This is a genomic window from Archangium lipolyticum, assembly GCF_024623785.1.
Taxonomy (GTDB): domain Bacteria; phylum Myxococcota; class Myxococcia; order Myxococcales; family Myxococcaceae; genus Archangium; species Archangium lipolyticum.
Window position 1 is genome coordinate 559,425 of the sequence record NZ_JANKBZ010000004.1, and the last position, 25,208, is coordinate 584,632.

21 protein-coding genes are annotated in these 25,208 nt (G+C 69.6%); 16 read left to right on the plus strand and 5 right to left on the minus strand.

Annotation, left to right across the window (positions count from 1 at the left end):
- Positions 1–28 precede the first annotated feature (28 nt).
- The 4 genes from NR810_RS12600 (at position 29) to rsgA (ending at position 5,674) form a co-directional block, all read left to right on the plus strand.
- Positions 29–1,522, plus strand: a complete 1,494-nt coding sequence (locus NR810_RS12600; RefSeq protein ID WP_257451847.1) for a GDSL-type esterase/lipase family protein — start codon at positions 29–31, stop codon at positions 1,520–1,522.
- Positions 1,519–3,474 (plus strand): serine hydrolase domain-containing protein, encoded by a 1,956-nt coding sequence (locus NR810_RS12605; protein ID WP_257451850.1) that lies wholly within the window; start codon positions 1,519–1,521, stop codon positions 3,472–3,474. Before NR810_RS12600 ends, NR810_RS12605 begins: the two co-directional genes overlap by 4 nt.
- Before the next feature lie 126 nt (positions 3,475–3,600).
- On the plus strand, positions 3,601–4,305 hold the full coding sequence (locus NR810_RS12610) for a hypothetical protein (RefSeq protein WP_257451852.1): 705 nt from the start codon (positions 3,601–3,603) through the stop codon (positions 4,303–4,305).
- 286 nt (positions 4,306–4,591) lie between these two features.
- Positions 4,592–5,674, plus strand: coding sequence for a ribosome small subunit-dependent GTPase A (gene rsgA, locus NR810_RS12615; protein WP_257451862.1), 1,083 nt, complete (start codon positions 4,592–4,594; stop codon positions 5,672–5,674).
- Between the two features lie 49 nt (positions 5,675–5,723).
- On the opposite strand, the gene NR810_RS12620 is transcribed toward rsgA, so the two are convergent.
- Positions 5,724–6,230 (minus strand): ABA4-like family protein, encoded by a 507-nt coding sequence (locus NR810_RS12620; RefSeq protein WP_257451864.1) that lies wholly within the window; start codon positions 6,228–6,230, stop codon positions 5,724–5,726.
- 492 nt (positions 6,231–6,722) lie between these two features.
- On the opposite strand from NR810_RS12620, the gene NR810_RS12625 reads away from it, so the two are divergent.
- The 9 genes from NR810_RS12625 to NR810_RS12665 all read left to right on the plus strand — a co-directional run bounded on the left by NR810_RS12625 (position 6,723) and on the right by NR810_RS12665 (position 17,174).
- The gene (locus NR810_RS12625; RefSeq protein ID WP_257451867.1) at positions 6,723–7,919 is read left to right on the plus strand and encodes a major royal jelly family protein; all 1,197 of its coding nucleotides are present in this window, start codon (positions 6,723–6,725) and stop codon (positions 7,917–7,919) included.
- Positions 7,920–8,120: 201 nt separating this feature from the next.
- Positions 8,121–10,379 (plus strand): molybdopterin oxidoreductase family protein, encoded by a 2,259-nt coding sequence (locus NR810_RS12630; protein WP_257451870.1) that lies wholly within the window; start codon positions 8,121–8,123, stop codon positions 10,377–10,379.
- Positions 10,379–11,050 carry a hypothetical protein gene (locus NR810_RS12635; protein ID WP_257451872.1) on the plus strand — a complete coding sequence of 224 codons (672 nt, stop codon included), beginning with the start codon at positions 10,379–10,381 and terminating at the stop codon, positions 11,048–11,050. Before NR810_RS12630 ends, NR810_RS12635 begins: the two co-directional genes overlap by 1 nt.
- A gap of 8 nt (positions 11,051–11,058) precedes the next feature.
- Complete coding sequence (locus NR810_RS12640) at positions 11,059–11,262, plus strand: hypothetical protein (protein WP_257451874.1); 204 nt, start codon at positions 11,059–11,061, stop codon at positions 11,260–11,262.
- A gap of 128 nt (positions 11,263–11,390) precedes the next feature.
- Positions 11,391–12,611 carry a cytochrome P450 gene (locus NR810_RS12645; protein WP_257451877.1) on the plus strand — a complete coding sequence of 407 codons (1,221 nt, stop codon included), beginning with the start codon at positions 11,391–11,393 and terminating at the stop codon, positions 12,609–12,611.
- 127 nt (positions 12,612–12,738) lie between these two features.
- Positions 12,739–13,848: a glycoside hydrolase family 3 N-terminal domain-containing protein gene (locus tag NR810_RS12650; RefSeq protein ID WP_257451879.1), complete on the plus strand. Its 1,110-nt coding sequence runs from the start codon at positions 12,739–12,741 to the stop codon at positions 13,846–13,848.
- Positions 13,849–13,974: 126 nt separating this feature from the next.
- Positions 13,975–15,315, plus strand: a complete 1,341-nt coding sequence (locus tag NR810_RS12655) for a hypothetical protein (RefSeq protein ID WP_257451881.1) — start codon at positions 13,975–13,977, stop codon at positions 15,313–15,315.
- 96 nt (positions 15,316–15,411) lie between these two features.
- Entirely contained in the window at positions 15,412–16,233 is an 822-nt protein-coding gene (locus NR810_RS12660; protein ID WP_257451882.1) for a hypothetical protein, read from the plus strand.
- On the plus strand, positions 16,233–17,174 hold the full coding sequence (locus tag NR810_RS12665) for a DUF3396 domain-containing protein (RefSeq protein WP_257451884.1): 942 nt from the start codon (positions 16,233–16,235) through the stop codon (positions 17,172–17,174). The genes NR810_RS12660 and NR810_RS12665 overlap by 1 nt, the downstream gene beginning before the upstream one ends.
- 15 nt (positions 17,175–17,189) lie before the next feature.
- Here NR810_RS12665 and NR810_RS12670 read toward each other — a convergent pair whose 3' ends face one another.
- Positions 17,190–18,818: a sigma-54-dependent Fis family transcriptional regulator gene (locus NR810_RS12670; protein ID WP_257451886.1), complete on the minus strand. Its 1,629-nt coding sequence runs from the start codon at positions 18,816–18,818 to the stop codon at positions 17,190–17,192.
- Positions 18,819–19,004: 186 nt separating this feature from the next.
- Here NR810_RS12670 and NR810_RS12675 point away from each other — a divergent pair, with 186 nt between their 5' ends.
- Positions 19,005–19,451, plus strand: a complete 447-nt coding sequence (locus tag NR810_RS12675; RefSeq protein WP_257451889.1) for a hypothetical protein — start codon at positions 19,005–19,007, stop codon at positions 19,449–19,451.
- A 10-nt stretch (positions 19,452–19,461) separates the two neighbouring features.
- Here the strand turns inward: NR810_RS12675 and NR810_RS12680 are convergent, their stop codons facing one another.
- From NR810_RS12680 to NR810_RS12690, 3 genes are all read right to left on the minus strand, one after another.
- Positions 19,462–19,965: a hypothetical protein gene (locus NR810_RS12680; protein WP_257451892.1), complete on the minus strand. Its 504-nt coding sequence runs from the start codon at positions 19,963–19,965 to the stop codon at positions 19,462–19,464.
- A 139-nt stretch (positions 19,966–20,104) separates the two neighbouring features.
- Positions 20,105–20,428, minus strand: a complete 324-nt coding sequence (locus NR810_RS12685) for a hypothetical protein (protein ID WP_257451894.1) — start codon at positions 20,426–20,428, stop codon at positions 20,105–20,107.
- Positions 20,429–20,521: 93 nt separating this feature from the next.
- On the minus strand, positions 20,522–21,448 hold the full coding sequence (locus NR810_RS12690; protein WP_257451896.1) for a LysR family transcriptional regulator: 927 nt from the start codon (positions 21,446–21,448) through the stop codon (positions 20,522–20,524).
- 41 nt (positions 21,449–21,489) lie between these two features.
- Between NR810_RS12690 and NR810_RS12695 the strand changes: the two genes are divergently transcribed.
- Positions 21,490–22,383 (plus strand): dioxygenase family protein, encoded by an 894-nt coding sequence (locus NR810_RS12695; protein WP_257451899.1) that lies wholly within the window; start codon positions 21,490–21,492, stop codon positions 22,381–22,383.
- A gap of 55 nt (positions 22,384–22,438) precedes the next feature.
- Positions 22,439–25,195 (plus strand): phospholipase D-like domain-containing protein, encoded by a 2,757-nt coding sequence (locus NR810_RS12700; protein WP_257451901.1) that lies wholly within the window; start codon positions 22,439–22,441, stop codon positions 25,193–25,195.
- Positions 25,196–25,208: the final 13 nt, after the last annotated feature.

A 25,208-nucleotide genomic window follows, 5' to 3' on the forward strand; every position in this document is an offset into this window, starting at 1 on the left:
GGAGCTTTCGTCTAGAGTCCCGGGCCGCATGCTCGAAGCTTCTCGTGGCCGGCGGTGGGCGTTCATCCTCACCCCGTTCCTCCTCTGTGCGCTCGGCGGGGCCCTCTGGCACTCCGGGTCTCCGAATCCTGTGCGCCGGCAGTCCCGGACTCCGCACACCGTCAGGTCCTCCGCGCAGCCCGGCAAGCCCTTGCGGCTCGCTCAGGCCCCCCTGCCCGCGCAGCCCGCTCAGGCCCCCGAGCCCTCCATCCGCCGCGCACTGCCCCCGCCCTCGCCCCGGGCGCTCAAGCTCCACCAGCTCGGAGAGAAGCTCGGCGTGCGCCCGGAGATCCGCCTGGAGAACCCCTGCGTCCTTCAGTCCGGGACCGCCTGTGCCCGCACGGCCCTCACCCCCTTCTTCGAGTCCCTCGACACCCTCTCCGCCGGCAAAGCCTCCGCCCCCGCCGTCATCTCCGCGTTCGGCAACTCGCTGATCGCCGGAGATCGCATCGTGGACGTGGTGCGCGAGGAGCTCGGCGGTGCCTTCGGTGACGGCGGCCGCGGCGTGCTCTTCGTGGACCGGCTCGCGCCGTACGGACCCCGTGTCCGCGCTGGCTTCGCGAAAGGAGGCTGGGAGGCGCGCACCCTGGGAGAGATGAAGCTCGCCGAGCTGCCCTTCGGGCTCACCGGCGTCTACCACCTGGCCACCGCCGCCAAGGCCAGCAGCCGCTTCCAACTGACGGGCGAGCCGCGCGGCACCCTGTGGTGGCTCGACGTGCCCCGCGCCGGCCGGCTGTCCGTCCACGCCGATGGCAAGGAGCTCGCCCGCGCCGAGCCCCAGGGCAACGGCCAGGCCCAGGCGCTCACCTTCGACATCCCCCCCGGGGCCCGCAGCCTGGACGTGGTCGCCGAGGGCCGTGGCGCCGTGGTGCTCGGCGTGGTGCTGCAACACCAGCGCCCCGGCATCGTGCTCGACACCCTGGGGGTGCCCTCCGCCGACGCCAACCTCTTCCTACGCGCCCAGGAGGACATCTTCCGCGCCCAGCTCGCCGAGCGCTCGCCGCGCCTGCTCCTGTTCATCCTCGGCGGCAACGAGGCCAAGCGGCTCGAGTGGGGCCGCTCCAACCTGGCCGAGGTCGAGGAGGGTCTGCGCACCTTCATCCGCCGCTCGCGCGCCGCCAGCCCCGACAGCGCCTGCCTGGTGATGGGTCCCATCGACGCCGTGCGCGGTGGCAACGGGCCCAACAAGCTCACCCAGCGGCCCTACCTCGACGAGGTCATCGGCATCGAGCGGCAGATCGCCCTGGCCGAGGGCTGTGCCTTCTTCGACATCTTCTCCGCCATGGGCGGCCCCGGCTCGCTGGCGCGCTTCGTCCAGGCGGGCTTCGTGCACGACGACCTCGTCCACCCGCGAAGCCACGGGCTCGATCTGCTCGGCCAGCTCCTCAACGACGCGATGCTGCGTGCCTGGGTGGAGTCCGGAGACCCCAGCCGTCAGGCCACCCTGGCCCCGGCGCTCCAGGCCTCGGAGGAAAACCGGTGAGGGCGCTCCCCGTCGCGCTCCTCTTCCTCGGATTCACCGCGCTGGCGGACCCTCGTCCGGCCCCCTCGCGCGCTCCGGCCGCCTCCACTCCCGCTGCCACCAGGACGAAGGACAAGGCCTTCCCCCCGGAGGTGCAGCGCGCGCTGGATGCCGTCATCCGCGCCGAGCTCGCCCGGGGGCCCTACGCGGGACTCTCGGTGGGGGTGCTCCACGGCGGCATGCGTTGGACGCGCGGCTACGGGCTGCGAGACCTCGCCCACAAGCTGCCCGCCACGCCCCGGACGACGTACCGGATGGCGTCCATCACCAAGTCCTTCACCGCGATGGCGGTGCTGCGACTGGCGCAGGAGGGCAGGCTGGACCTGGACGCGGACATCCGCACCCTGGTGCCCGGCTACCCCGAGAAGCCCTGGTCCGTCACCGCGCGCCAGTTGCTGGGGCACCTCGGGGGCGTGTCCCACTATGACGGCCCCGAGGCCGCGGAGAACACGCATCGCCTGGACACGGCGGGGGCCCTCGCGCTCTTCGCCGACAAGCCGCTCGTCGCCGAGCCCGGCACGAAGTTCGTCTACACCACCTGGGGCTACAACCTGCTCGGCGCCGCCGTGGAGACGGCCTCGGGGCAGCGCTTCGGCGAGTACCTGAAGGCCCATGTCTTCGGCCCCGCGGGCATGAAGCACGCGGCGCTGGACGACTACCGCACGCGCGACAAGCAGCACGCCCTCGGCTACCGTCATCACAAGGGGCAGCTCGTCGCCTCGCACTACCTCGACGTGTCCAGCCGCTTCGGCGGCGGCGGTGCCCGCGCCTCGGTGGAGGACCTGCTCGCCTTCGGTCAGGCCGTGCTCCAGAGCACCCTGGTGACGCCCGACACCACGCGGCGGATGCAGACGTCCATGAGCACCCGTGAGGGACAGCTCACGGATTACGGCATGGGCTTCGCCACCTATCCGCTGCGCGGCCACTACGTGGTGGCCCATGCGGGTGGCCAGCCCGAGACGACCACGCTGCTGCTCATGCTGCCCGCGGAGGACGTCGTCATCGCGCTCGCCACGAACCTGGAAGGCGAGGCGAAGCGGCTGCGGCGCATGTCGCTGCGCATCATCGAGCTGCTGCTGGAGGACGGGCAGGTGCGCCGAGACGCGCACGCCGTGGACGAGGTGGATGCCGTAGTGCACGAGGGCCTCTCCCGCGTCTTCACCTACGGGCTCGCCTGGCACGTCTGGGCCACGCGGGGAGCCGGCACACTGCCCGAGCCGGGAGAGCTGCCCGAGGCCTTCTCGCGGGTATCCGCGCTGCTCGACCGCGCCACCATCGCCCAGGAGCCTCCGGCCGCCCTGGCGAGGGTACGTACGGCGCATGAGCCTCGCGGGGGCTCGCTCTTCATCCGCGTGGGCGCGCAGATGGCCCGGACGTTGGAACAGGCCCTGGGGTCCGAGAAACTCCGTGAGTACCCCGCGCGAGGCCCGCTCGCCTTCTTCACGGATTACCTCGCGGCCTGCGAGCAGGTGGCATGCCCCGCGGAGCTGCGCTTCAGCGAGGCCCTCCAGAACGAGGTGCGGCACTTCGACGAGCAGTGGAGACACTCGCTGGTGGATGAGCTGCGGCGGACCCGGCTGGATGAGACGCCGGACCCGGAGATGCTCTGGCCTGCCTTGGAGGAGGCCACCACGGGCGCCGCGCTGCACCCGGACTACACGGAGGAGATGCTACGCATCGCCGCTCGCTACGGCCGCAGGGGCAAGCACGAGGAGCAGCTGCTCTGGCTGGAGCGCGCGGTGGCGCTCCACCCGCGCTCGGAGGAGGCCCGTCAGGCCCTCGCCAAGGCCCAGGGAACGGAGGAGACGCAGGACGCACCCGCTTCCGCCACTCCCGCCCGCGCGCCCGACGGCAGCCCCGTGCCCGACAACGCCGGGCTTCCCTCGCAGAAACGGGCCGGCTCCCACGAGTGAAGACGGGGCTCCATGAGTTCTGGAGCTTCGGTCTGGCGCAGGAGTGTTCCCACTCGGACGGACGGTGCCCTGGTGCACTGCAATTCGAGTGCGGCTCGAAAACGGGCGGAGATTAAGCTCCGCGCCATGCGCGTGCTTGTCCTTCTGCCCTTGCTCCTCGGTGTCTCCGCTCGCGCGGATGCGCCGCCAGATGACCTCCTCCAACGCCTGGGCGAGGCGGAGGAGCGGAAGCTGGCCATCCCCGCTTGCCGCACCGTGGAGAGCGCGGTCACGGAAGAGTTGGACAAGGAGGGCAAGGTGAAGGGGCGGCTGACTCGCAGCTACGAGATCACCCGCTCCGGAACCACGGTGGTTGCGCGCAAGCTCCTCTCCCAGAAGGAAGAGGGGGACCTGACCAGCCAGCTCAAGGCGGAGCCGAAGGACCCACCGAAGAACGAGGACGACAAGGCGAGGCTGTCCCCGTTCCATCCGCGAGCCAGGGCGGATTACCGCTTCGAATCCGCACCGGGTCCGAGCGAGGGGCTCGTGACCGTGAAGTTCGCCCCCTTGAAGGCGGACAAGAAGCGGATGAAGGGACAGGCGGTGGTGGACGCGCGGGCCGGGAAGATGGTGACCCTGCGCATGTCCCCCTCCGACATGCCTCCCATGTTGGATGAATTCCAGATGGACTTCCTGGCCTACGCGGACACTCCATGCGACCGGCAGCCCACGCAGCTGAAGATCGCCGGCTCGGGCGGGGTCCTCGTCTACAAGGTGCGCTTCCGGACGGAGGTGACGGTCACCGGGCACCAGAAGGTGGCCGAGCCGGGCACCGCGACCGGAGCGCGCTGACGGCTGTTGACCCCCGGAGAAGCACTCAGAAGGGGGATGACCTGACACCCGGAAGCCTGTTATGCCCTGGAAGGCCGAGCGGCGATGAGCGCCGCCCCGCGAGTACCCGGAGGCACCCGATGATGACGCCCATTGTCCCCGCCCTGGTCGCTGTCCTGTTCGCCCAGAGGGCGTAGGACGCCTGGCTCGGCTCCGTAGGTTCCGTCGCAGCGCGTTCCTGACTCCCCGCTGGGTGCCCTGACGAACCAGGTGCGCCACAGGCACCGCTCTGCCCGGAGTCCTTTCAGTGTCACTCGAGTCCCTCGGCTGGGGTCCAGACCTCGGCCACGCGTTTTCCCTTTTGCTGTCCCAGTCCTCCCTTCCCCTCGTCCCTGGCCGCGTAGTGCGCCAGGAGCGCGGGCTCCTCACCGTCCAGACGTCCGAGCGGGCCTGGCTCGCACGGCCCTCGGGACGGCTCCTCCACCACGCCACTGACGCCGAGGCCCTGCCCACCATCGGCGACTGGGTGGCACTGCTGCTGCCCTCCGGCGAGGGCGAAGCCCTGCTCCACTCCCTCCTTCCCCGCCGGGGCGTCCTCATGAGACGCGGGGCGGGAGGCGAGCACGAGGGCCAGCTCATCGCCGCCAACCTCGACGTGGTGTTCCTCGTGACCGGGTTGGATGGGAACTACAACCCGCGACGCATCGAACGGGCACTCACCGTCGCCTGGAACAGCGGCGCCGAGCCCGTGGTGGTGCTCAGCAAGGCCGACCTCCACGAGGACGTCTCCGCCCGCGTCCTGGAGGTGCAATCCCTGTCCCCGGGAGTCCCCGTGCTCGCGCTGAGCGCGCAACAGGGCACGGGGCTCGAGGCGCTGCGCGAGCGGCTTCCCGCCGGGAAGACCGGAGCGCTCCTCGGCTCCTCGGGCGTGGGCAAGTCGACCCTCGTCAACCGGTTGCTGGAAGAGGCGCGGCTGGCCACCCAGCCCGTCCTGCCGGACGACAAGGGCCGCCACACCACCACCCACCGGGAGCTCTTCGTGCTGCCCCATGGCGGCCTGCTCATCGATGGACCGGGGATGCGCGAGCTCGGGTTGTGGGGAGAGGAGGATGGCCTGGACCAGGCCTTCGCCGACATCCTCACGCTGGCCGCGGACTGCCGCTTCTCGGACTGCACACACCAGCGCGAGCCAGGGTGCGCGGTGCGAACAGCGGTGGACACCGGGGCTCTCACCCGGGAGCGGCTCAAGAGCTTCGAGAAGCTCCAACGCGAACAGGCCTACCACGCGCGGCAGGTGAGCAGCGCCGGGAAGCGCGAGCACAAGCGCATCGAGCGCAACCTCACCCGGGAAGTCAGGCAACACTTACGAGCGAAGCGACGCGGAGACTAGACGGTGACCCACTGCGCTGACGAAGCCGCCAGCGCAGTGGGTCCACCTGTCACACATTCACCAGGTTCCCCGAGGCCGGAGTCTCCGCTGCCGGAAGAGCGGAGGCCTTCGCGGTCTCGGGCACCTCCTCGAGAGTGCTCACCCTCCGGGAGATGAACCGGACGATGACGTACATCAGCAACCCGAGCGGACCGTACATCCACGTCAGCAGGACACAGGGGATGACGGCCAGGTGGGGAATCTTGCGTCGGATCGCATCCCGGACTTCCCACGCGCCGACGAACAGATCGAACGCCAGGTAGTGGATCCAACACACCAACGCCGTCCACGGTTCCTGGAAGAGCCGCATGGCGCCTTCGAGGGTCGCGGCACTCGCCCCCTCTGGAGGGGAAGCCGCCAGCAGCAGGAAGCCAATATGGGCCAGGGCCAGCACCACCGGTATGAACACCGAGTGCACGAGCTTCTGGGTCCACTTCCAGCGAGGTGCGAACATCAGGAGCGCCCACGCGGGAAAGAGGCCATAGGTGAAAACGAGAAACAGGGTTTCGACTCTCATACAGTCCTCCGGTCATCACAGCGGTTCGGGTTCAGGACGAACCGACACGCGATGGGGCCGTGGCGCTGGATGTCTCTTGCCCGGGCTGCTCGCCCCGACGCCTTGTTGAAGAGCTCTGTCGGGTGACGAGCGAGCACGAGGCACCCACGCGGGTGGGCAACCAGGGCCTCGGTCCGTTCGCTTGTCGGCACCCCACTCCACCTTCACGGGCCCACGAACCGAGCCCACGCGGAATTCGCGGGTCGTCGTCGGCAACTGCGCACTCGCCACCCCAGAGGGTCGCGCGGCGGAGCGGTGGTTCTAGCGGGCAGAGATCATGAGAGACGCGGGTGGCGCGTCGATGAACAGACTAAGACCACGTCCCGGATTTGGCCAGCGGCTTTTCATCACCGCCCATCGAAAGGTCTGGGCACGGACAAGATACCGCGGGTGCTCGAACTCGTTCCGCGCACGCTAAACAGACGCCTACCCCATTCCTCGGAGGTTCGAACCATGTCGAATCGGTCGTGTACACCACGCGCGCTGCTGCTCCTGGGACTCCTCTCCACGGGCTGCGCCACGAGCGGAAAGACGTCACCCGGCGCGGAGCCCTCCACCCAGACGGCCCAGCAGAGCCAGTTCGCCGCGCTGGAGAAGCGCCCGTCCAACCTGGAGGTGGTGGCCCGCCTGGAGCAGACGCCGGGCAACATCGCCATCACCCCCGAGGGCCGCGTCTTCCTGAGCCTGCACCCGTTCGGCGGCCCCCAGTATTCGGTGGTGGAGTTGCTACCGGGCGGCACCACGCGCCCCTACCCCACCGAGCAGTGGGCCCGTGCCCCCGGTGCGGACGACGGCATCGGCCTGCGAACGGTGATTGGCCTCGAGTCCGACAAGGACGGCGTGCTGTGGATGCTCGACAACGGCAAGGGCGGCGGCGAGGGCGCGAAGCTGGTGGGTTGGGACACGCGGGGCGAGAAGCTCGTGAAGACCATTCCCCTGCCCCAGCCGGTGGCGGCGCCCAACTCCTTCCTGCAGGACCTGGTGGTGGACACGGAGCGAGGCGTGGCGGTGCTCGCGGACATGGGCCGGGGTGACCTGGTGGGCGAGAACATGCCCGCGCTGGTGGTGGTGGACCTGAAGAGCGGCCAGGGCAGGCGCGTGCTCATGGGGCACCCGAGCCTCGATGCCGAGAACGTCCCCATGGTCGTCGAGGGCCGGAAGCTGACCGTGCCCGACAAGCGGGGCAAGCAGGTGGAGCCGAGGCTGGGCCTCAACCCCATCGCGCTCGACCCGAAGGGGGAGTGGCTCTACTTCGGAGCGATGAACGGCCGCACGGTGTGGCGCGTGCCGCAGAAGGACGTGGCGGACCCGAAGCTGTCTCCGGCGGAGCTGGAGGGGAAGGTGGAGACGTACGGAGAGAAGGCGGTGAGCGATGGCATGAGCATCGACTCGGCGGGGAACCTGTACATCACCGACCTGGGGGCGGGGGCGATCGGCGTGACGAAGCCGGATGGGAGCTACAGCGAGTACATCAAGGACGAGCTGCTGCGCTGGCCGGACGGACTGAGCTACGGGCCGGACGGGTACTTCTACGTGACGGTGAACCAGTTGCACCGGCACGCGGTGCTGAACCGGGGGAAGGCGGAGACCCAGCCCCCCTTCCTGGTGGTGCGCTTCAAGCCGCTGGCGCCGAGCGCCGTGGGCCGCTGACCCCCCATCACCCCTCTCCCTCCGGGAGAGGGACGGGGTGAGGGTACCCGAGCCCGAACGAGCAGCACCGTTCACCCAAGGGCATCCAGGAGACGAACGAGCCCCGCTGCCGTCGCTGAGCGGACAACTCCGTGACGAGAGACACACAAGCGCGGTCAAAGCCTCCGGACCCGAGGTTGAGATACCGGGTCCGGAGGGAAGATGAACCTGACGAGGCGCGAGCTGCTCCAGTACTTCAGCCTGACGGCGGCGGCGGGCCTGAGCGGGCCCGGGTGCATCGGCTGGACACGAGAGGAGGCCATCCCGGTCGATTCCTGGCACAAGAGCGTGTGCCGTTTCTGCGGCTCTGGCTGTGAGACGCGGGTGGGGCTGCGTGGCGGGAAGGTGGTGAAGGTCGAGGGCCTGCAGTCGGGGTGGAACCAGGGTCGGCTGTGCATCAAGGGACTGCTCAACCGGGAGATCCTCTACGTCTCGGACCGGGCGCAGTACCCGATGGTGCGCAAGAACGGGCAGCTGGTGCGAACCAGCTGGGAGGAGGCGCTCGACGCGGCGGCGGCGGGCTTCCGCGAGGCCATCGCGCAGGGAGGGCCTGACGCGGTGGCCTTCTACGGCTCGGGGCAGCTCTTCACGCAGGAGAGCTACACCGCCAACAAGCTCTTCAAGGGGGGCATCGGGACGAACAACGTCGATGGAAACCCGCGCCTGTGCATGGCGTCGGCGGCGTTCGGCTACAAGTCGGTGTTCGGAGCGGACGAGCCCTCGGGGTGCTACGACGACATCGAGCACGCCACGCTCTTCTTCGTCATCGGCGCGAACATGGCCGAGTGCCACCCGGTGGTCTGGGAGCGGGTGCGAGACCGGATCCGCACCGCACCCGAGACGCGTGTCATCGTCGTGGACCCGAGGCGGACGCCCACGGCCCGCGATGCCACGCAGCACCTGCAGCTCCGCCCCGGCACGGACGTGGCGCTGCTCAACGCCATGGCCCACGAGCTGCTGAACACGAACCTCGTGGATCCGGAGTTCATCGAGAACTTCGTCACCTTCCGAAAGGGAACGGCCGACTCGCCGCCGCTCACGCTGGAGGACCTCCGGAAGTTCCTCGCGGACTACGCGCCGGAGAAGGTGGCGGACCTGTGCGGCCTGTCCTCGGCGGAGATTCGCGAGGCCGCACGGCTCTTCGGCATCTCCCAGGCGGCGATGAGCTTCTGGACGATGGGACTCAACCAGCAGACGCACGGGGTAGCGGCCAACCGGATGGTGATGGCGCTGCACCTGCTCACCGGACAGATAGGACGCCCCGGGACCGGACCCTTCTCGATGACGGGCCAGCCCAACGCGGGCGGCGGAGTGCGTGACACGGGCACGCTGGCGCACGCGCTGCCGGCCGGACGGCTCGTCACCAAGGAGCATGACCGCCACGACATGGAGAAGCTCTGGGGGTTGCCCGAGGGCCGCATCTCGCCCAACCCCGGCCTGCCCGCGGTGCAGCTCTTCGAGGCCATGCGCGAGGGCAAGGTGCGCGCGGCGCTGGTGATGGCCACCAACCCGGCGCGCTCGTTGCCCAACGCGGACCGCTACCGCCCGGGCATGGAGAAGGCATTCCTCGTCGTCAGCGACTCCATCTTCCCCACCGACACCGCGCGGCTCGCCGACGTCTTCCTCCCGGCGGCCATGTGGTCGGAGAAGGAGGGCGTCTTCTCCCAGTCCGAGCGCCGCTACCACCTCGTGGAGAAGCTGGTGGACCCCCCCGGCGAGGCGCGCTCGGATCTGGAGATCCTCGTGGCCCTCGGCGAGCGGCTCGGCCATGGCGAGTTGCTGAAGGCACGCACACCCGAGGCCGTCTGGGACGAGTGGCGAAAGGTCGCCGCCGGCACCAGCTACGACTTCACAGGCATCACCTACGCGCGGCTGAAGGAGCTGCCGGGCCTCACGTGGCCCTGCCCCACCGAGCAGCACCCGGGCACCTGCCGCCGCTACGTACCGGGGGAGGATCCCCTGGCGAAGAAGGAGGGGCGCATCGACTTCTACGCGCGGCCGGATGGGCGAGCCATCGTCTACCTCTCCGAGCAGGGCCCCTTCCGGGAGAACCTCTCGAGCGACTACCCGATGATCCTCACCACCGGGCGCCGGCTGGAGCACTGGCACACCGCCACCATCACCGGGAGGGTTCCCGAGCTGAAGGGCATCCCCATGGACTACCTGGAGCTGCACCCGGGAGACGCGGCGGTGCTGGGTGTGAAGGAAGGGGACTGGGTACAGGTGACGAGCGCACGCGGCTCGGTGCGGCTGCGCGCGAAGCCCAGCATGCGGGTGAGGCCTGGCGTGGTGTTCGCGCTCATGCACTCGATGGAGCACCTGGTGAACGCGGCGACGAGCGACTCCGTGGACCCCATCTCCGCGCAGCCCGAGTACAAGATGGCGGCGGTGCGCGTGGAGCGCGTGAAGGAGGGCACGTGATGAGCCCCTGGTACGTGCTGGCGGCGGCCGCGCCCGAGCCTCCTCACGGGGCCACCCTGGGCGGCACGCTCGGAGGCATCGCGCTGTGGGCCATCGGCGCGGCGGTGCTGGGACTGCTGGCGGTGGAGTTCGTCTTCAAGTCGAGGATGGCGCGCTCGACGTACCGGTGGACGCTGCTGCTGGGCCTCTTCATCCTGCCGGGCGTGGCGCTGCTGGGCACCACGGGGCACATGTTCGAGTCCATGAAGGAGGTCGAGGCCTGTCAGTCCTGCCATGTGATGGACCCCTTCGTGGCGGACATGCACGACACCCGGAGCGCCTCGCTGGCGGCGCGCCACTACCGCGCGGGAGCCATCCCCGCCAAGCAGTGCTACGCGTGCCACACGGGCTACGGCATCTTCGGCACCGTGGAGGCCAAGCGCGACGGCTTCCGCCACTGGCTGCTGTACGTGACGGACACGTGGAAGGAGCCCATCACCTACAAGGGCACCTACCCCAACGCCAACTGTCTGTCCTGTCACGCCACCTCGCCCGTCTTCACGCGGGTGGAGAGCCATCAGGCCCTGGCGAAGCAGCTCGCGGCGGACGAGATGAACTGCTTCACCTGCCACGGGCTGCCGCACCCGCCCCGGCCGACCCGCGCGCCCACCCGCGTCACCGCCCACCCGTGAGCAACGCCATGCGCATGCCCTCCTCCGACGTGCTCATCCGCACCGCCGTCATCCTCACGCTGGTGGGTCTGGTGTCGCTGCTGCCCATCCTCTTCAGCATCCGCGCCGGTTTCGTCGGGCTCTTCATGCTGGGCAGCCTGCTGCTCACGGTGTCCATCGCCCTGTACGTGGTGGCCGTGGTGCGCGAGCTGCGCCGCGGCGGCGCGCTGTGAGCGGGTAGCGCGCTCGCACAGGGCGCGTGAGGGACTCTCGATACTCGCCCCTGGGATTACGGGAATGTCAGCGCTTCATGGGAAACTGCGTGGGGTCATCACCACCCCACGAACCAGGAGCGCCCCCCTTGCCCGAGTTCGATCCGACGTGTCCGCACCAGATGGAGAACCCCTACCCGGTCTATGCCGCCGCCCGCGCCGAGCAGCCGGTGTTCTTCAGCCCCCAATTCCAGATGTGGATCGTCACCCGCTACGAAGACATCTGCACCGTGGTGAAGGACCCGGCGGCCTTCTCCTCGTCGGGTGCCGCCTCGGTGGGCGGCGGGTTCCCTCCGGAGGTGCAGGCGGTGCTGGCGGAGGGGATCCCCATCACCCCGTCGCTCGTCGACAACGACCCCCCCTCGCACACCCGGTTCCGCAACCTCGTCAACAAGGCCTTCACGTCCCGCCAGGTGGCGGACCTGGAGTCACGCGTCCGCCAAGTGGCCCAGGAGCTCGTCGAGTCCTTCGTGCACGAGGGCCACGCGGACCTCATCACCCGGTTCGCCACGCCCTTCCCGGGCTGGGTGATCGCCGACATCCTCGGTCTGCCGCGCGAGGACATGCCCGAGCTCAAGCGGCTGGGAGATGCCATGGTGGCGCTGCTCGGCTCGGCCCATGAGCCCCTGGAGCGGCAGCTCGAGTACGCCCGGGGCGTGGTGCAGTTCACGAAGTACCTGCGGGCCCGGGTGCGCGAGCGCGCCGCCGCGCCTCGCGATGACCTGCTCTCGCTCCTCGTCACGGGGCGCGATGAGCGGGACTCGGCGCTGAGCGACCCGGAGCTGGTCAGCATGCTCAGCCAGTTGCTGAACGCGGGCCACGAGACGACCACGAACCTCATCGGCAACGCGCTCGTGCTGCTGCTCGACCGGCCGGAGCAGCTGCGCGCGCTGCGCGAGGACCCGGGCCTCATCCCCCAGGCCGTGGAGGAGAGCCTGCGGATGGACGCGCCCGTGCAGGGACTCTTCCGGACCACCACCCGGGAGGTGGAGCTGGGCGGGGTGAAGCTGCCGGCGGGAACGCGCCTGCACGTGCTGTACGCCTCGGGCAACCATGACGAGTCGGTCTTCCCCCAGCCCGAGCGCTTCGACCTGCACCGGCCCAACTCGGACGCACACCTGGCCTTCAGCCGGGGCATCCACTTCTGCGTGGGCGCCCACCTGGCGCGCCAGGAGGGACGCATCGCGCTCGAGGTGCTGCTGCAAAGGCTGCCGAACCTGCGCTACCAGGACGGGCTCCGCCCCGTACGCCGGACGCACTTCTTCGTGCGCGGCTACGAGCACCTGCCCCTGGCCTGGGACGTGGGGTGAGGAAGCGAGCCGCCCCGGCCCTGAACCCGAGCCCGTCCGCCCGCCAGCCCCGCGGCCGGGCTTGCCGCCACCTGCCAGTGAATTGGTCCGAGCCCCTGGCGCGCCTCCATGGAAGACTGCGCCCCTCATGCGCGCAGTGCTCCGTTCATCGCTCATCTTCTCCCTGACGCTCGTGCTGTCCACCGTCGCCGGAGCGGCCACTCCGGGGGGAAAGCACCAGGGCATCCACGACCGTGCGCCCGACGAGGCCCGCGTGGAGCGCGTCCTCCAGTCACTGTCTCCTCGTGAGAAGGTGGGGCAGTTGCTCCTCGCCTATCCGCAGGTCGGCAAGGAGAACCCCGTGGAGGTGGGCGGGGTGCTGTTCGTGGGTGGGACGCTGCGCAAGCTGGAGGCGGCGAAGGAGCGCATCCGCTCGTCGCGCGAGCGCGCCCGCATTCCTCCCTTCTTCGCGGTGGACATCGAGGGAGGTGGCTTCAACCGCCTCAACCGGCACCCGGCCCTCAAGGAGCTTCCGTCCGCGAGGGACATGGCCACGATGGAGGACGCCACGGTCGAGGCGTGGGGCCTGCGCGTCGGCAAGGCGATGCGGGAGGTGGGGCTCAACATGAACCTGGCGCCTGTGTTCGACGTGTCCCCCAAGGGCCACATGTTCCGCAACGGGCGCGCGTTCTCCGGAGACCCCGAGGTGGTGAAGCAGAAGGCCACCGCCTTCGCCCGGGGCCTCGCGAAGGCCGGAGTGGTCTCCATCGGAAAGCACTTCCCGGGCTATGGCGATCTCGACTCCGACTCGGACCACGTGCGGGCCATCGCCGACTGGGAGGTGGAGCGCGTGCGCCAGGAGGCGTCGGCGTTCCTCGCCGCGGACCGGTTCCTCGGCGGCGTGATGATGTCGAACATCGTCTACGAGAAGCTCGGCCAGGCGCCCGCCATCCTCGAGCCCTCGCTCGTCGCCATGGCCCACGAGGGCGGGTGGATCTCCGTCACCGACGACGTGGCCATCCGCGCGCTCGCCGAGCACCTCGGCACCGAGCGCGACGAGGTGGTGCGGCGCGCCTTCCTCGCGGGCAATGATCTCATCCTCACCACCGAGCCACCGGACTGGTCGGGCGGCCTGGACTACTTCGGCATCCTGACGAAGCTGGCCGCGTCGGACCCGAAGATGGCCGAGCAGCTGGACGCCGCCGTGCGCCGGGTGCTGCGCCTCAAGGACCGGATGGGCCTGCTGGAAGGGATGTAGAGCGGGGGCTCGGAAAAGTGAGACGGCCCCCGGGAGCACCACGAAAAACCATGGGCTGAGCCCTCCCTCTGCCCTGCCGGCACGTCCGAGACCCGAGCGGAACGCTTCCTGCTTGGGGTCCGGCGCATGAACGAGAAACATCCTTTCTATGTCCTCGCCGCGTGCACGGCCCTGGTGCTCCTGACCGGGGGCACCGCGTGCTCCGGCGGGCACGGTGAGCCCGAGCCGGAGCCAGGAGAGGTCCGCCCCATCGTCCTGGGAGCACCCCAGGCCAGCACGCGCGCGTGTGGCGCGGTGAGCACGGACTCCGGCACCCTCTTCGTCGTGGGGACCACCAACGGCGCACTGGAAGACGGCGGGCCTCGGGGCAGCGTCGATACCTTCGTGGCGCGGGTCGAGCCCGACGGACGGCTCGCATGGGTGAAGCAGCTCGGTGGGCCCGGTGTTCCGTTCGGGTTGGTCGTCCGCTCCTGCGCGGTGGCGCTCTCGCCGGCGGGAGATGTCCTCGTGACGGGCACGGTGAACGGGCGGCCGTCCTTCCAGGGGCGGACCCTGCCCGCCACCTTCACGGCCTTCGCGGCGGCACTCACCTCCGATGACGGAAGGCAGCGCTGGCTCCGCCTGCTGGGAGACCCGAGCGGCCCCACCGAGGCGATGGGACTCGGGTTCACGCCCCAGGGGGAGCTCGTGGTCTCGGGCTACACGCGGACCACCTCGCTGGAGGGAGCGGCCTCGCTCGGCGAGGGTGACCTCTTCCTGGCGTGGCTCTCGGCGGAGGGAGAGCTGAGACAGGTGCGCCGGTACGGAGGGCCCGAGGAGGAATACCCGAGCGCTTTCGCGGTGGGACCCTCCGCGCTGTTCGTCGCCCGGAAGGCGGTGTCCAGCGCCGTCGGAAAGGGCATCGGGTTGGAGCTCATGCGGGTGGGATTCGATGGCACGGTGCAACGGCACCTGACACTGCCCGACCCGGTGCGATGGGACATCCCCTCTCTCTCACCCGTGGGAGATGGAGTGTGCGCCGCCTTCCAGATCCTGACCCAGTCCGCGGAGGCGGGGGCGGGCTCGGATTACGGCCTCTCCTGCTTCGATCCGGAGCTCGTCGAGCGGCATGCCACGCGCGGCCACCAGCCGGGAGTGAGCACCCGGCCGCAAGTGCTCCAATGCGAGCCCACCGGAGCCTGCGTGCTGGCGGGAATGACGTCGGGTCCGCTGGACGGAGAGCCCGCCACGGACGCGAACCAGGCCTTCGCCGTGCGCTTTGGCCCCCAGGGAGGGAGAGTGTGGACGCGGCTCTTCGGCAGCGCCGACTCCGAGACCTTTACGAAGCTGACCGCGCTCGCGAAGGCGCCCGGACAGGGCCTGTGGGGCGTTGGCGAGAGCACGGGAACGCTCTTCGGAAGCCGAGTGGGAGCCGGGGATTCCTTCATCGTCCGCATCGAAGCGGATGGGAAGATCCCCGCGCCGTGAGCGCTGCTCCATCCGCTCCACGGGAGACGCATTCCGGCCATCAGCACCGGGAGGGTCGTGGTTGGAGTGCCAGGACTGATGCCCCAGGATGCCGACATGCTCTTGCCTCATCGAAACACGGGCAGACGGCTCGTGCGTCTGCTGCTGGCCAGTGTCCTGCTCGGCGCCTGCGCTACCGGCCACGAGCGCTTCGGCCCTCCCCCACCTCGCGGGGAGTTGCGCCTCGACACGGAGTCCGTCGCCCGCCTGCGCCACGCGAGCGTCCTGGGCACCACCGGCTCCTCCTCGGCCACGCTGACCGGGGCGTCCACGCTCGCCCGGGTCGCGCCCCTCCTCCTCGTCGTGCTCCGAAACGATGGGAAGGCGAATGAGTTGGACCAACGCCTCAAGGAGTGCGCCATGCAGGCCGAGCGTCAGGTCAACTCCCCGCTCTTCGGCAACCGCGAGCCCACCCGGGAGGAGTGTGGCGAGGAACTGGACGTGGACGGCTGCGGTGAGCCCATCACCCGGGCCATGCTCCTGGGCAGGCAGAAGCACGACATCGCCCTCGCCTGCGCTCGCGAGGTTCTCAAGCAGCTCTGGCCCACCCCCTTCAGCATCGAACAACGGTACCGGTTCTATCCGCGAAACCGGATTGTCGAGGCCATCAGCCACGCGGAGGAACAGCAGCTCATCAAACGGGGATGCACCGACAAGCTACGAAACACCATCAAGCCGGACATCGTTCTCCACGCCGACTACAATCTCCTTCAGGCCTTGCTCATCATCGACCTCAAGTTCCCTTGCCCTCCCTCCAACACTCCGAGATGGAGGGAGTATGACAGGGCAAGTCCCTATGCAGGCTCGAACCAGGGCAAGGTCTACAAGGATGCATTGGGCGGCGAGGCCCTGCGCCTCACGCCACGAGGGATCTTCTGATGAAGGAGAGCCTCCCCACCCTTCGAGTGCGGACAGAGTACGGCGACCTGCTGGCTCGCGACGGCATCGTCATCTGCTTCTTCATGCACCGCTCTCATGGAGAGGTGATTCACGCCGTGTGGCAGGCCCTACAAACGTACCGCCGAGCCATCCCGCTCCAGGCATTGAGCTGGTACGTGGACCTCAACGGGGACCCTCAGCCTCTCGATGACAAAGGTTGGGAGCACGTCCGCGAGAAGATGCTCGACCGGGAGTGGCCCATCCCCTGCTCGGTCACTCTGGAGGAGCACTGCGACGCGGCGGGCGGATACAACTTCGAGTACGAGGGACGGTGGCTCGACGAGCCCCGGTACATGTACGACGAGGATCCCACCTGCGCCGTGACATTCACCCTGCCCACTGAGTTCCTGGTGGAACACGGCCCTGGCCGCGTTCGCGCCCTGGCTCTCGAGCTCGCTCGCGCGCTGCCCTTCAACTTCGGCTATGCCAGCCTCGCCCTCGTCTCCCCTGGTGGACATTGGTACGCGGCTCGCCGCACGGTCCTCGAACTGCGAGACCGCTATCCAGGCATGGATGTCTACAAACTCGGGGAGACCAGTCAGCACATTGGCACCCGAGCCCGGGGCGCCTACTGGCTCACCTTCCTCGGTCTACCCCTGCTCGGCCGGCTCGGCGGACTCGAAGTCCTGCGACGGCGGCTCCCCTTTCCGGACGTCTCCATGCTGACCTTGCCGCCCCTCGAAGGCGAGCGCGTGCTGATCTCCCTTGGCGAGTGGCCCGAGGCCATCGACACCGAGAAGCAGGAGCGCCCCTCCCCCCAACTCCTCGCCCTCGCCCAACTGCTCGAGCCATTCCTCCACGAGGAGCGATCGAACTGGTTCTCCTTCCTCGAACACGACCCGGAGGACATGCGCCGTTGGATCCATCGTTTCTGTCCCTGAGCGGAAGGTCCCGGCTCACCGCTTCCGGCGGCGCGTCACGCGGTCGTAGCTCTTGAGCTTGCGGTAGAGCGTGGTCGCGCCAATTCCCAGGTCCTGCGCCGTGCGCGTCCGGTTGCCTCCGTTCCTCGCGAGCACCGCGAGGATGTACTCGCGCTCCAGTTCCTCCAGCGTGCGCACCTCCCCCACCAGCGCGGGCGCGGGCAGCGCGACCCGTACGTCCTCGGGCAGATCCTCCAATTCGATGCGTGTCCCCCTCGCGAGCGCCACCGCGCGCTCCATCGCGTTGCGCAGCTCGCGCACGTTGCCCGGCCAGCCGTGGCGCTGTAGCTGATCCGCCACGTCCGTCCCCAGGCTCGGCGCCGGACGCCCCATCCGCCTCGCCGCGTCCACCAGGAATACCTGCGCCAGCGAAAGGATGTCCTCGCGCCGCTCGCGCAGCGGCGGCACCGTCAGCTCCACCACGCGCAGCCGGTAGTAGAGGTCCTTGCGGAAGCGCCCCGCCGCCACCTCCTCGGCCAGCGGCCGGTTCGTCGCCGCCACCACGCGCACGTCGATGGCACGGTGGTGGTTCTCCCCCACCCGCCGTACCTCGCGCTCCTGCAACGCGCGCAGCAGCTTCGCCTGCATGCCCAGCGGCATCTCTCCTATCTCGTCCAGGAAGAGCGTCCCGCCCGCCGCCGCCTCCAACAACCCCGGGCGCTCGTGCGTCGCCCCCGTGAAGGCCCCGCGCGCATGGCCGAACAGCTCCGCCTCCAACAGTGACTCGGTGAGCGCCGCGCAGCTGATGGCCACCAGTGGCCCCGCCGAGCGCGCCGACTCCTCGTGCACCAGCCTCGCCACGCGCTCCTTGCCCGTGCCACTCTCCCCGGTGACGAGCACCGTGGCCTCGCTCCTCGCCGCCCTCCTCGCCAGCTCCACCACCCGCCGCATCTCCGCCCCGCGCGCCACCAGCCCCCCGGGCCCCTCCGCCTCACCCACCACCTGCTCCAGCGCCCGCGCCCGCTCGCGCAGCTTGCGCTCCGTGCGCTTGAGGGCACTCGCCACCTGGTGCAGCGAGGCGTCCAGCACCTCACCCTGGAAGTACGGCAGGTGCTCCTCCAACTGGCTCCCCCACTCCTCCAACGTCCGGCCAGCGAAGTGACAGGCCGCATCGCCTCTCGCCACGCACCGGTCCTCCAGGACATAGATCGGCCGGCCCGCCACACGGCTCATGTAGCCGCTGCCGAAACCGCACTGCGTCCAGCACGAGGGCGCCTCCGCTCGGCCCAGGTGCAGCAGGTGCTGCTCCGCCTCGTACGAGTCCTCGACGGTGACGCCCCGGGGCGCCAGTGGATCATTGTCCTCCAGCCGGATGCGGATCAGCCCCTGCAGAGTGTGGATGAGACCCCCGGCGGCGCGCCACTCACTCTCGCTCGCCCAGTCGAAGCCCGTGCGCATCGCCTCCGCCATGCGCCAGCCGTGAGCGAAGCCGAAGCGCGTCAGCACCGCCCGCGCCCCCGCCAGCCCCAGCATCTCCACCAGCTGCTTGCGCAGCATCCCGAGCGCCACCGCATCCAGGATGAGCGCCCGCTCGCCCGCGAAACGGACGCCCTGCCGCGAATCCACCTCCAACAGCGTCTCGATGCGCAGGTCCCTGGCTCGCATGGGTGACTCTTTCATTTTGGAAGAAGGGTCGTTCATATCGAACGGTGCGCGCGTCCCCCTAACATCCAAGCCCACGGATTCACTACGGTCGAGCGCTGGCGCGTGGTTTGCTCTGTTCGAGAGCCAACCCGGGGCGGCCACGAGGGACGCGCGAGCCACCGCTCCCCGGGAGACCAGGAGGACGGGGTGTCGTTCAAACGAGAGACGCTGGAGGACGGCTCGGTGCGGGTGTCGAGCGAGCGGTGCAGTTTCACCTACCAGCGACCGCGCCCGGGTGTGGTGTTCATCCGCATCGTGGGGACCGACAGGGGCGAGTTCGGCACCGCGCCCATGGACGAGCTGCGCGAGGACATCAGTCGCTACGCCCCCATCGAGCTGTTCTTCGAGATGGATGAAGTCACCGGAGCCAACCTGCCCGTGCAGGAGGCCTGGACCGAGTGGTTCAGCTCCAACCGACCGGCGCTCAAGAGCGTGAGCATCCTCACGCACAGCAAATACATGCACTTCACCGCCGAGGTGGTGAAGTTCTTCTCCCGCACCGGCGAGCTCATCCGCGTCTACCTCGACCCGGCGCCCTTCGAGGAGGCCCTGCTGCGCGCCGCGCCCGACGCCTCCCGCTTCATCCGGAAGTAGCCGCCAGGGCTCAGCGCTTCTCGAGCTCCTCGGGGTGGAAGACGCGCGAGGCCACGCGGTCCAGCACCTCGTCGCCCCAGACGAGGCTCGCCTTGGCCAGCCGCTTCATGTCCTTGGAGAAGGCGTTGCCCTGGGGCATCTGCGTGTAGACGCGGCTGAGGTAGAGGCCGCGGTTCTCCCGCTCGTAGTCCACGGTGCCACCGCCCGTGTCGGTGCCCTCGCGGGCCTCGGCCTGGAAGCCCTCCAGGACACCCGGCTTGGGAGGCTCGTGGAAGCGGTAGACGAGCGCGCTGCACTCCAGCGAGTGCGTCTCCTCGTGGTACTCGAAGTACACCTGGGCCCCGCCGATGGCGATGCCACCGAAGCCCTGCTCGTTGAGGCCCGGGCTCAGTACGGCCCCCTCGGAGCGCACGTACCAGGCCACCAGCTCGCGCGCCGACTCGCGCGTGAGGGCCACACCACTGGGGGGCGGCGGCGCCACGAGGCCCACCGCCGAGAGAATCCATTGCAGCATCGCGAAGCTCTCCGTCAGTCGAACCTACCCTGGCACGACTGCTCGAAGGAATTGTCGCGAGGAGGGGCGCGAAAGTTGCCTCCCCATCCTCGCCTCCTACCGTGCGAATCCATGCACGGAGGGTGCGGACCCCGGGCCGTCAGTAGCAGTAGGTGCAGTAGAAGAAGCCGGAGTGGATGACGTTGTTGTTCTGCTCGCCCCAGCAGCTCACGGTGCAGTCATCGTTCGTCTCGCAGGCACCCACCTGCCCATCGACCTGGATGGGAAACGACTCCCAATAAGAGCTGTACCGGGGGCGGTAGAGCGTCGTGCAGGCCTGGGCCGACACCTGGCCGGACTGCTCGGTGGCGGGAGTGGAGGTGATCGTGGACGTGGGCTCGTCCGCGACCGTCTCGGTACCGGCACCACAGGCAAGCAGGAAGCTGGCGGCCAGGGGAACGACGATGCTCGAAGCGATCTTCATGGGGGGCTCCTTCCGCGTCATCACGCGTTGGGTGGGGACACGAAGTATGCACCGCGAGCACTCCGGGTGAAAACACCACGAGGGTCTCGAGACCTATGACGCACGGCGGTGCGCCAGGAATTCGCGGGCCATGAAGTCTCGGAACGCACGGACCCTGGCGGGAACCAACGGGGCGGCTGGATGCAGCAGGAACAAGGAGAACCGGGGCGGGCTGTCCTGTTCGGGCAGCAGCCGTATCAATCGCCCCTCCGCGAGCTCCGGTTCGACCAGGGCCATGGGCAGGATGGCGATTCCGGCTCCCGCCAACGCCAGGGTGCGGAGGAACGCACCATCCTGGGCCACGACCCCCGGCACCAGGCGGACACTGCTCGGACCGCCATCCCGGCGCATCACCAGGACGCGATGCGTCGAGAGCTCCGCCAGGCGGCGTGGGTGACCTTCCCGTTCGAGGTAGGCCGGTGAGGCGACGAAGCCCACCTCCACGTCGAGGAGCCGGAGCGCCACCAGGGAGGAGTCCCGGAGGGACGAGGCCACGCGAAGCGCGACGTCCAGCTGGTGCGCGTCGAAGTCGAGCTCCCGGTCGGTCAGGAGCAGCTCCAGCGAGATGTCCCGGTGGGCCTCACAGAACCGCGCGAGCACCGGAGCGAGCACCGTATTGGCGAAGTCCGGCGGAGCGGTGACGCGAAGCCGCCCGCGAGGGTGCCCCTGTGCTTCCTTGAGCGCATCCGTTGCCTCCTCGAGCAGCTCGAGCGCCCGCCCGACGCGCTGCCGGTACAAAACGCCGTCCTCCGTGGGCCGCACGAGCCGGGGACTGCGACGGACGAGGGAGACACCCAGGGCCGACTCCAGACGCGAGAGTCTCCGGCTCACCGAGCCCTTGGTCTCACCCAACTGCTTCGCCGCGGCGGTGAGCGAGCCATGGTCCACGACCAGACAGAAGGCACGAAGGTCCCGCAGGTCGTCCGGAGCCGTTGCCGGAATGGAAACCCCGGGTTTCGTTTTCGATGTCTTGTTGCCCATTCGGCGACAGGGTACCTGACCGTCCAGGAGACCCCTCACGCATGAGCACGACGACGAAGAACATGACGCGCCGGGAGATTCTCGGCGGACTCGGGTTGACGTTGGCGGCGGTCCCCCTCAGCCAGCTCCTGGCCTGCGGTGGCGAGGGCCCGGCGACGAGCGGCTGGGCGACCGGCGGCACCGCCGCGATGACCGGCGCCAGCAGCTACCCCAACCCGTTCACCGCCTCTCCGGGCACGGTGTGCAAGCTGACGTGCGAGCAGATCCTCGGCCCCTGCTACGGGAACACGGAGGTCCGCAAGGACATCAGCGAGGGCCATGCGGGACTGCCCGTGCGCCTCGCGTTCCGCGTGTTGAACGAGGCCTGCGAGCCCATCCCGGGTGCGACCGTCGACATCTGGCATGCCGGGCCGGCAGGGGTCTACTCGGGAGAGGACCAGCACCCGTTCTGCAATCCCGACAACCAGGAGGCCCGCGCCGCGCGGTGGTTCCGCGGTGTGCAGACGACGGATGCCGACGGCCGGGTGGATTTCGATACCTGCTTCCCTGGCTGGTACGCGGGCCGGGCCATCCACATCCACTTCACCATCAAGATCGCCGGCACCGAGTCCGTGACGTCCCAGCTCTACTTCGAGGACTCGCTCAACGACGACATCATCGGCACCCAGCCGCTCTACAACACGCGGGGCCAGCGTGACACGCGCAACACGGCCGATACGGTCGTGGCGCAAGAGAAGATGGGCGATTTCATCCTCCAGACCCAGAAGATGCCGGATGGCGCGCTGCTCGCCTGGAAGACCCTCATCGTCCGCTCCTCGGCCAGCACCCCCTCGTGCGAGGCGCACAGCCAGCAGATGAAGGATCTGATGAACTCCGGCATCGACCCCAACGACGCGAGCACCTTCCCGCCGGATATCCTCACGCCGAAACCCTGAGCGGTGACTCGGGCGGGCCGTTGGACGGGAGTTGGGGCAGACTGTCCCCCGCGCCATGTTCCAACGCCTGCTGATCCTCTTCGACGCCGGTTCGGCACCGTCCCCGGTGCTGACCGCGGCGCGGCGTCTCGCCCCGGCGCCCGAGAGCGTCCACCTGTATGGCCTCGCTCCCGAGCGCAGCGAGCTCGAGACACACCCGACGCCCAGCCACACCGTCCTCGCCCACCTCCAGGACGCCACCCGCGACTGGCCCGTGCGGTCCAGCGTCGGTCACCAGCTCGAGACACACCTCGACGCCGGAGCGGTCATCCAGACGGCGACGCGGCTCGGCTCCGACCTGGTGCTCGTGGGTCCGCTGCTCGGCATGTCGCCACGTGCTCGCGTGGGCATCATCCTGGCGCTCGCCATCCGCGAGCGCATGCACGTGCTCTCGGTCGGCGCACACTGTCCGGAAACCCAGGCACCCACCCACCGGATCGCCATCACGGTGGCCCCGGATGGCAGGGGGCTGGGCTCGGTGGCGGCCTTTCTCGTGGGGTACGCACCACCTCCGCCTGTCGAGCTCATCGCCCTCACCTCGGAAGCGTCACCGGACCGGGCCGGCGAGCTCCAGACGCTCTCGCTCGCCCTGGGCATCGCCGAGACGCCGCGAATCGAATCCCTCCTGGAGGGACACACGGGACGGGCGGAGGCCTTCGACTCGGCCGCGCTGCGATGCGGGGCGGACCTCCTGCTCGCACCCACCGATGCCGTTGACGACCTCCGCGCGCTGGGCATCGGCCTGTTCGGCGCCAGGGCCATGCAGGAGGCGCACGTCCCCACGTTGCTGCTGCCGCGCACGCTGCCCGCCTCCTCGCTCATCGAGGAGCGTTACGCCGTATCGGACGCGCTGGTCCTGCCGGGCCTGGAACCCCGGTTCGCGGTCGAGGGCGTCGGGTTCCTGTCGAACGTCTCGGTGCCGGAGCCGGGCGAGCTGAGGGTCTTCGAGGGGGGCGTGCCCCTGGGCGGGGCTCGGCACCAGGGCGGAACCGCGGCCCTCCCGGCCTCCTGGTTCTCCCATGTCCGTGGAGAGCGGGCCCTCGCCTTCGCCTTCACGGGCGACGTCGCGGCCAGGGACCTCGCGCCATGCCACGTGCTCGCCCCCGAGCGGCCGTTGCTGCTCATCGACAGCGGTCTCGACCGGGCCCCGCTCGAGGCCGCCTTCTCGATGATGGGCGAGGTGGCGCACCTCGTCTTCGTCCGGCTGCGCGACAGCGAGCCGCTCGACATGCACCGCGAGCGGTTGCGCAGGAGCCTGCCGGGCCTGGGAAGGCCGCTGCTGCTCGACGCCAGCGCGTGGCTCGATGACGCACGCGCCGAGGACGTCCCGCGCCAGGTCGATGCCCAGCGGCTGCTGCGTGTGGCCACGCGCCTCGTGGGCGGCGGCGCCCGCATCGTCGCGGTGGTCACCCGGGACGGGCACAAGCCCCGCAGCCCGTTCATCCGGACGCTGACCCCGGACGAGTTCCTGCTCCTGCCGGGCGGCCCCGTGCCGGAACCCCTGCCAGTGCCAGAGGCGCCCTCCCCGTTCTTCCGCGAGCTGACCCTGGCCGGAGGCGGTGTCTGCCTCGGGGGCCATGCCATCGACCTCGAGTTCGACAATGCCCGGGCGCGCGAGTCGGTGATCGCCGCCATCGAGGGCGCCCGGAGCAGCGTCCACTGGCAGTGCTACATCGTCGAGGACGATGCCATCACCGCGCGTTTCACCGAGGCACTGAAGCGGGCGGCGGGCCGGGGCGTGCGCGTGCGCCTGCTCGCCGATGCGCTCTACAGCGGATACGGCTCCTTCGGCGCCATGAATCCGGCCCTGGTGGCGCTGTCCGAGACGCCCAACATCGAGGTGCGCGCCATCGCGCCCCTGACGGGGATGCCGAGCCTCGCCGAGCTGAAACAGCGCAACCATCGGAAGGTCACCCTCATCGACACGGAGCGGGCCTTCATCACGGGCCGCAACATGGGCGCGCCCTACTACACGAGCTTCGACGAGGTGCCCCTTCGGAAGACCTCGAACTACCGCGAGGTGCCCTGGCTCGATTGCGGCGCGCGGCTCGCCGGGCCGCTCGTCTCCGAGCTCGAAAGCGCGTTCCTGGCGGAGTGGACGCGAGCGGGGGGCCAGCCCTATCCGGTGCCCTCCGCCGCACCGGTGGGGACCCTGCCGGCACGGCTCGTCCTGCACGAGGGCCTCACGGATACGCACACGCTGGACACCCAGCTCGCGCTCATCCGCCATGCGCGGTCGCGGCTGGTCATCGTGAACACCTTCCCGCTGCTCCTGGAGCTGAGGAACGCATTGGTCGCCGCGCTCCAGCGCGGTGTGCGCGTCGAGGTCCTCTTCGGCAGTGTGCGCCCCCACTACGGCCAGGGAATCTATTTCCCCGGTGGGGCCCTCCGCGAGGTGGCGGACTGGTACGTCCGCAGCCGCCTCGACGAGGTGATCGCCGCGGGCGGAGTGGCCTACGAGTTCGCGATGCCGCCTGAGCCGACCTGGGAGCCCGGGTTGGAGCGGGTCTTCCCGCACGTGCACGCCAAGCTCCTGGTCTGCGACACGGCCGCGGTCGCGTTGGGCAGCGCCAACCTGGACGTCACCGCGGCCTATTGGGAGAGCGAGGCGATGCTCGTCGTGCACGACACGCCATTCGCCGAGCGCATGCTCGCGGCGCTGGAGCCGCTGCTCGCGGGCTCGCGCAGGATCGATCGCGAGGACAGCCACTGGCGAGCCGAAGCCGGGCAACGCGCCTGGGTCGGCCGCAACTGGCCCTCCCTCATCGGCTGAGCATCTTCGGGTT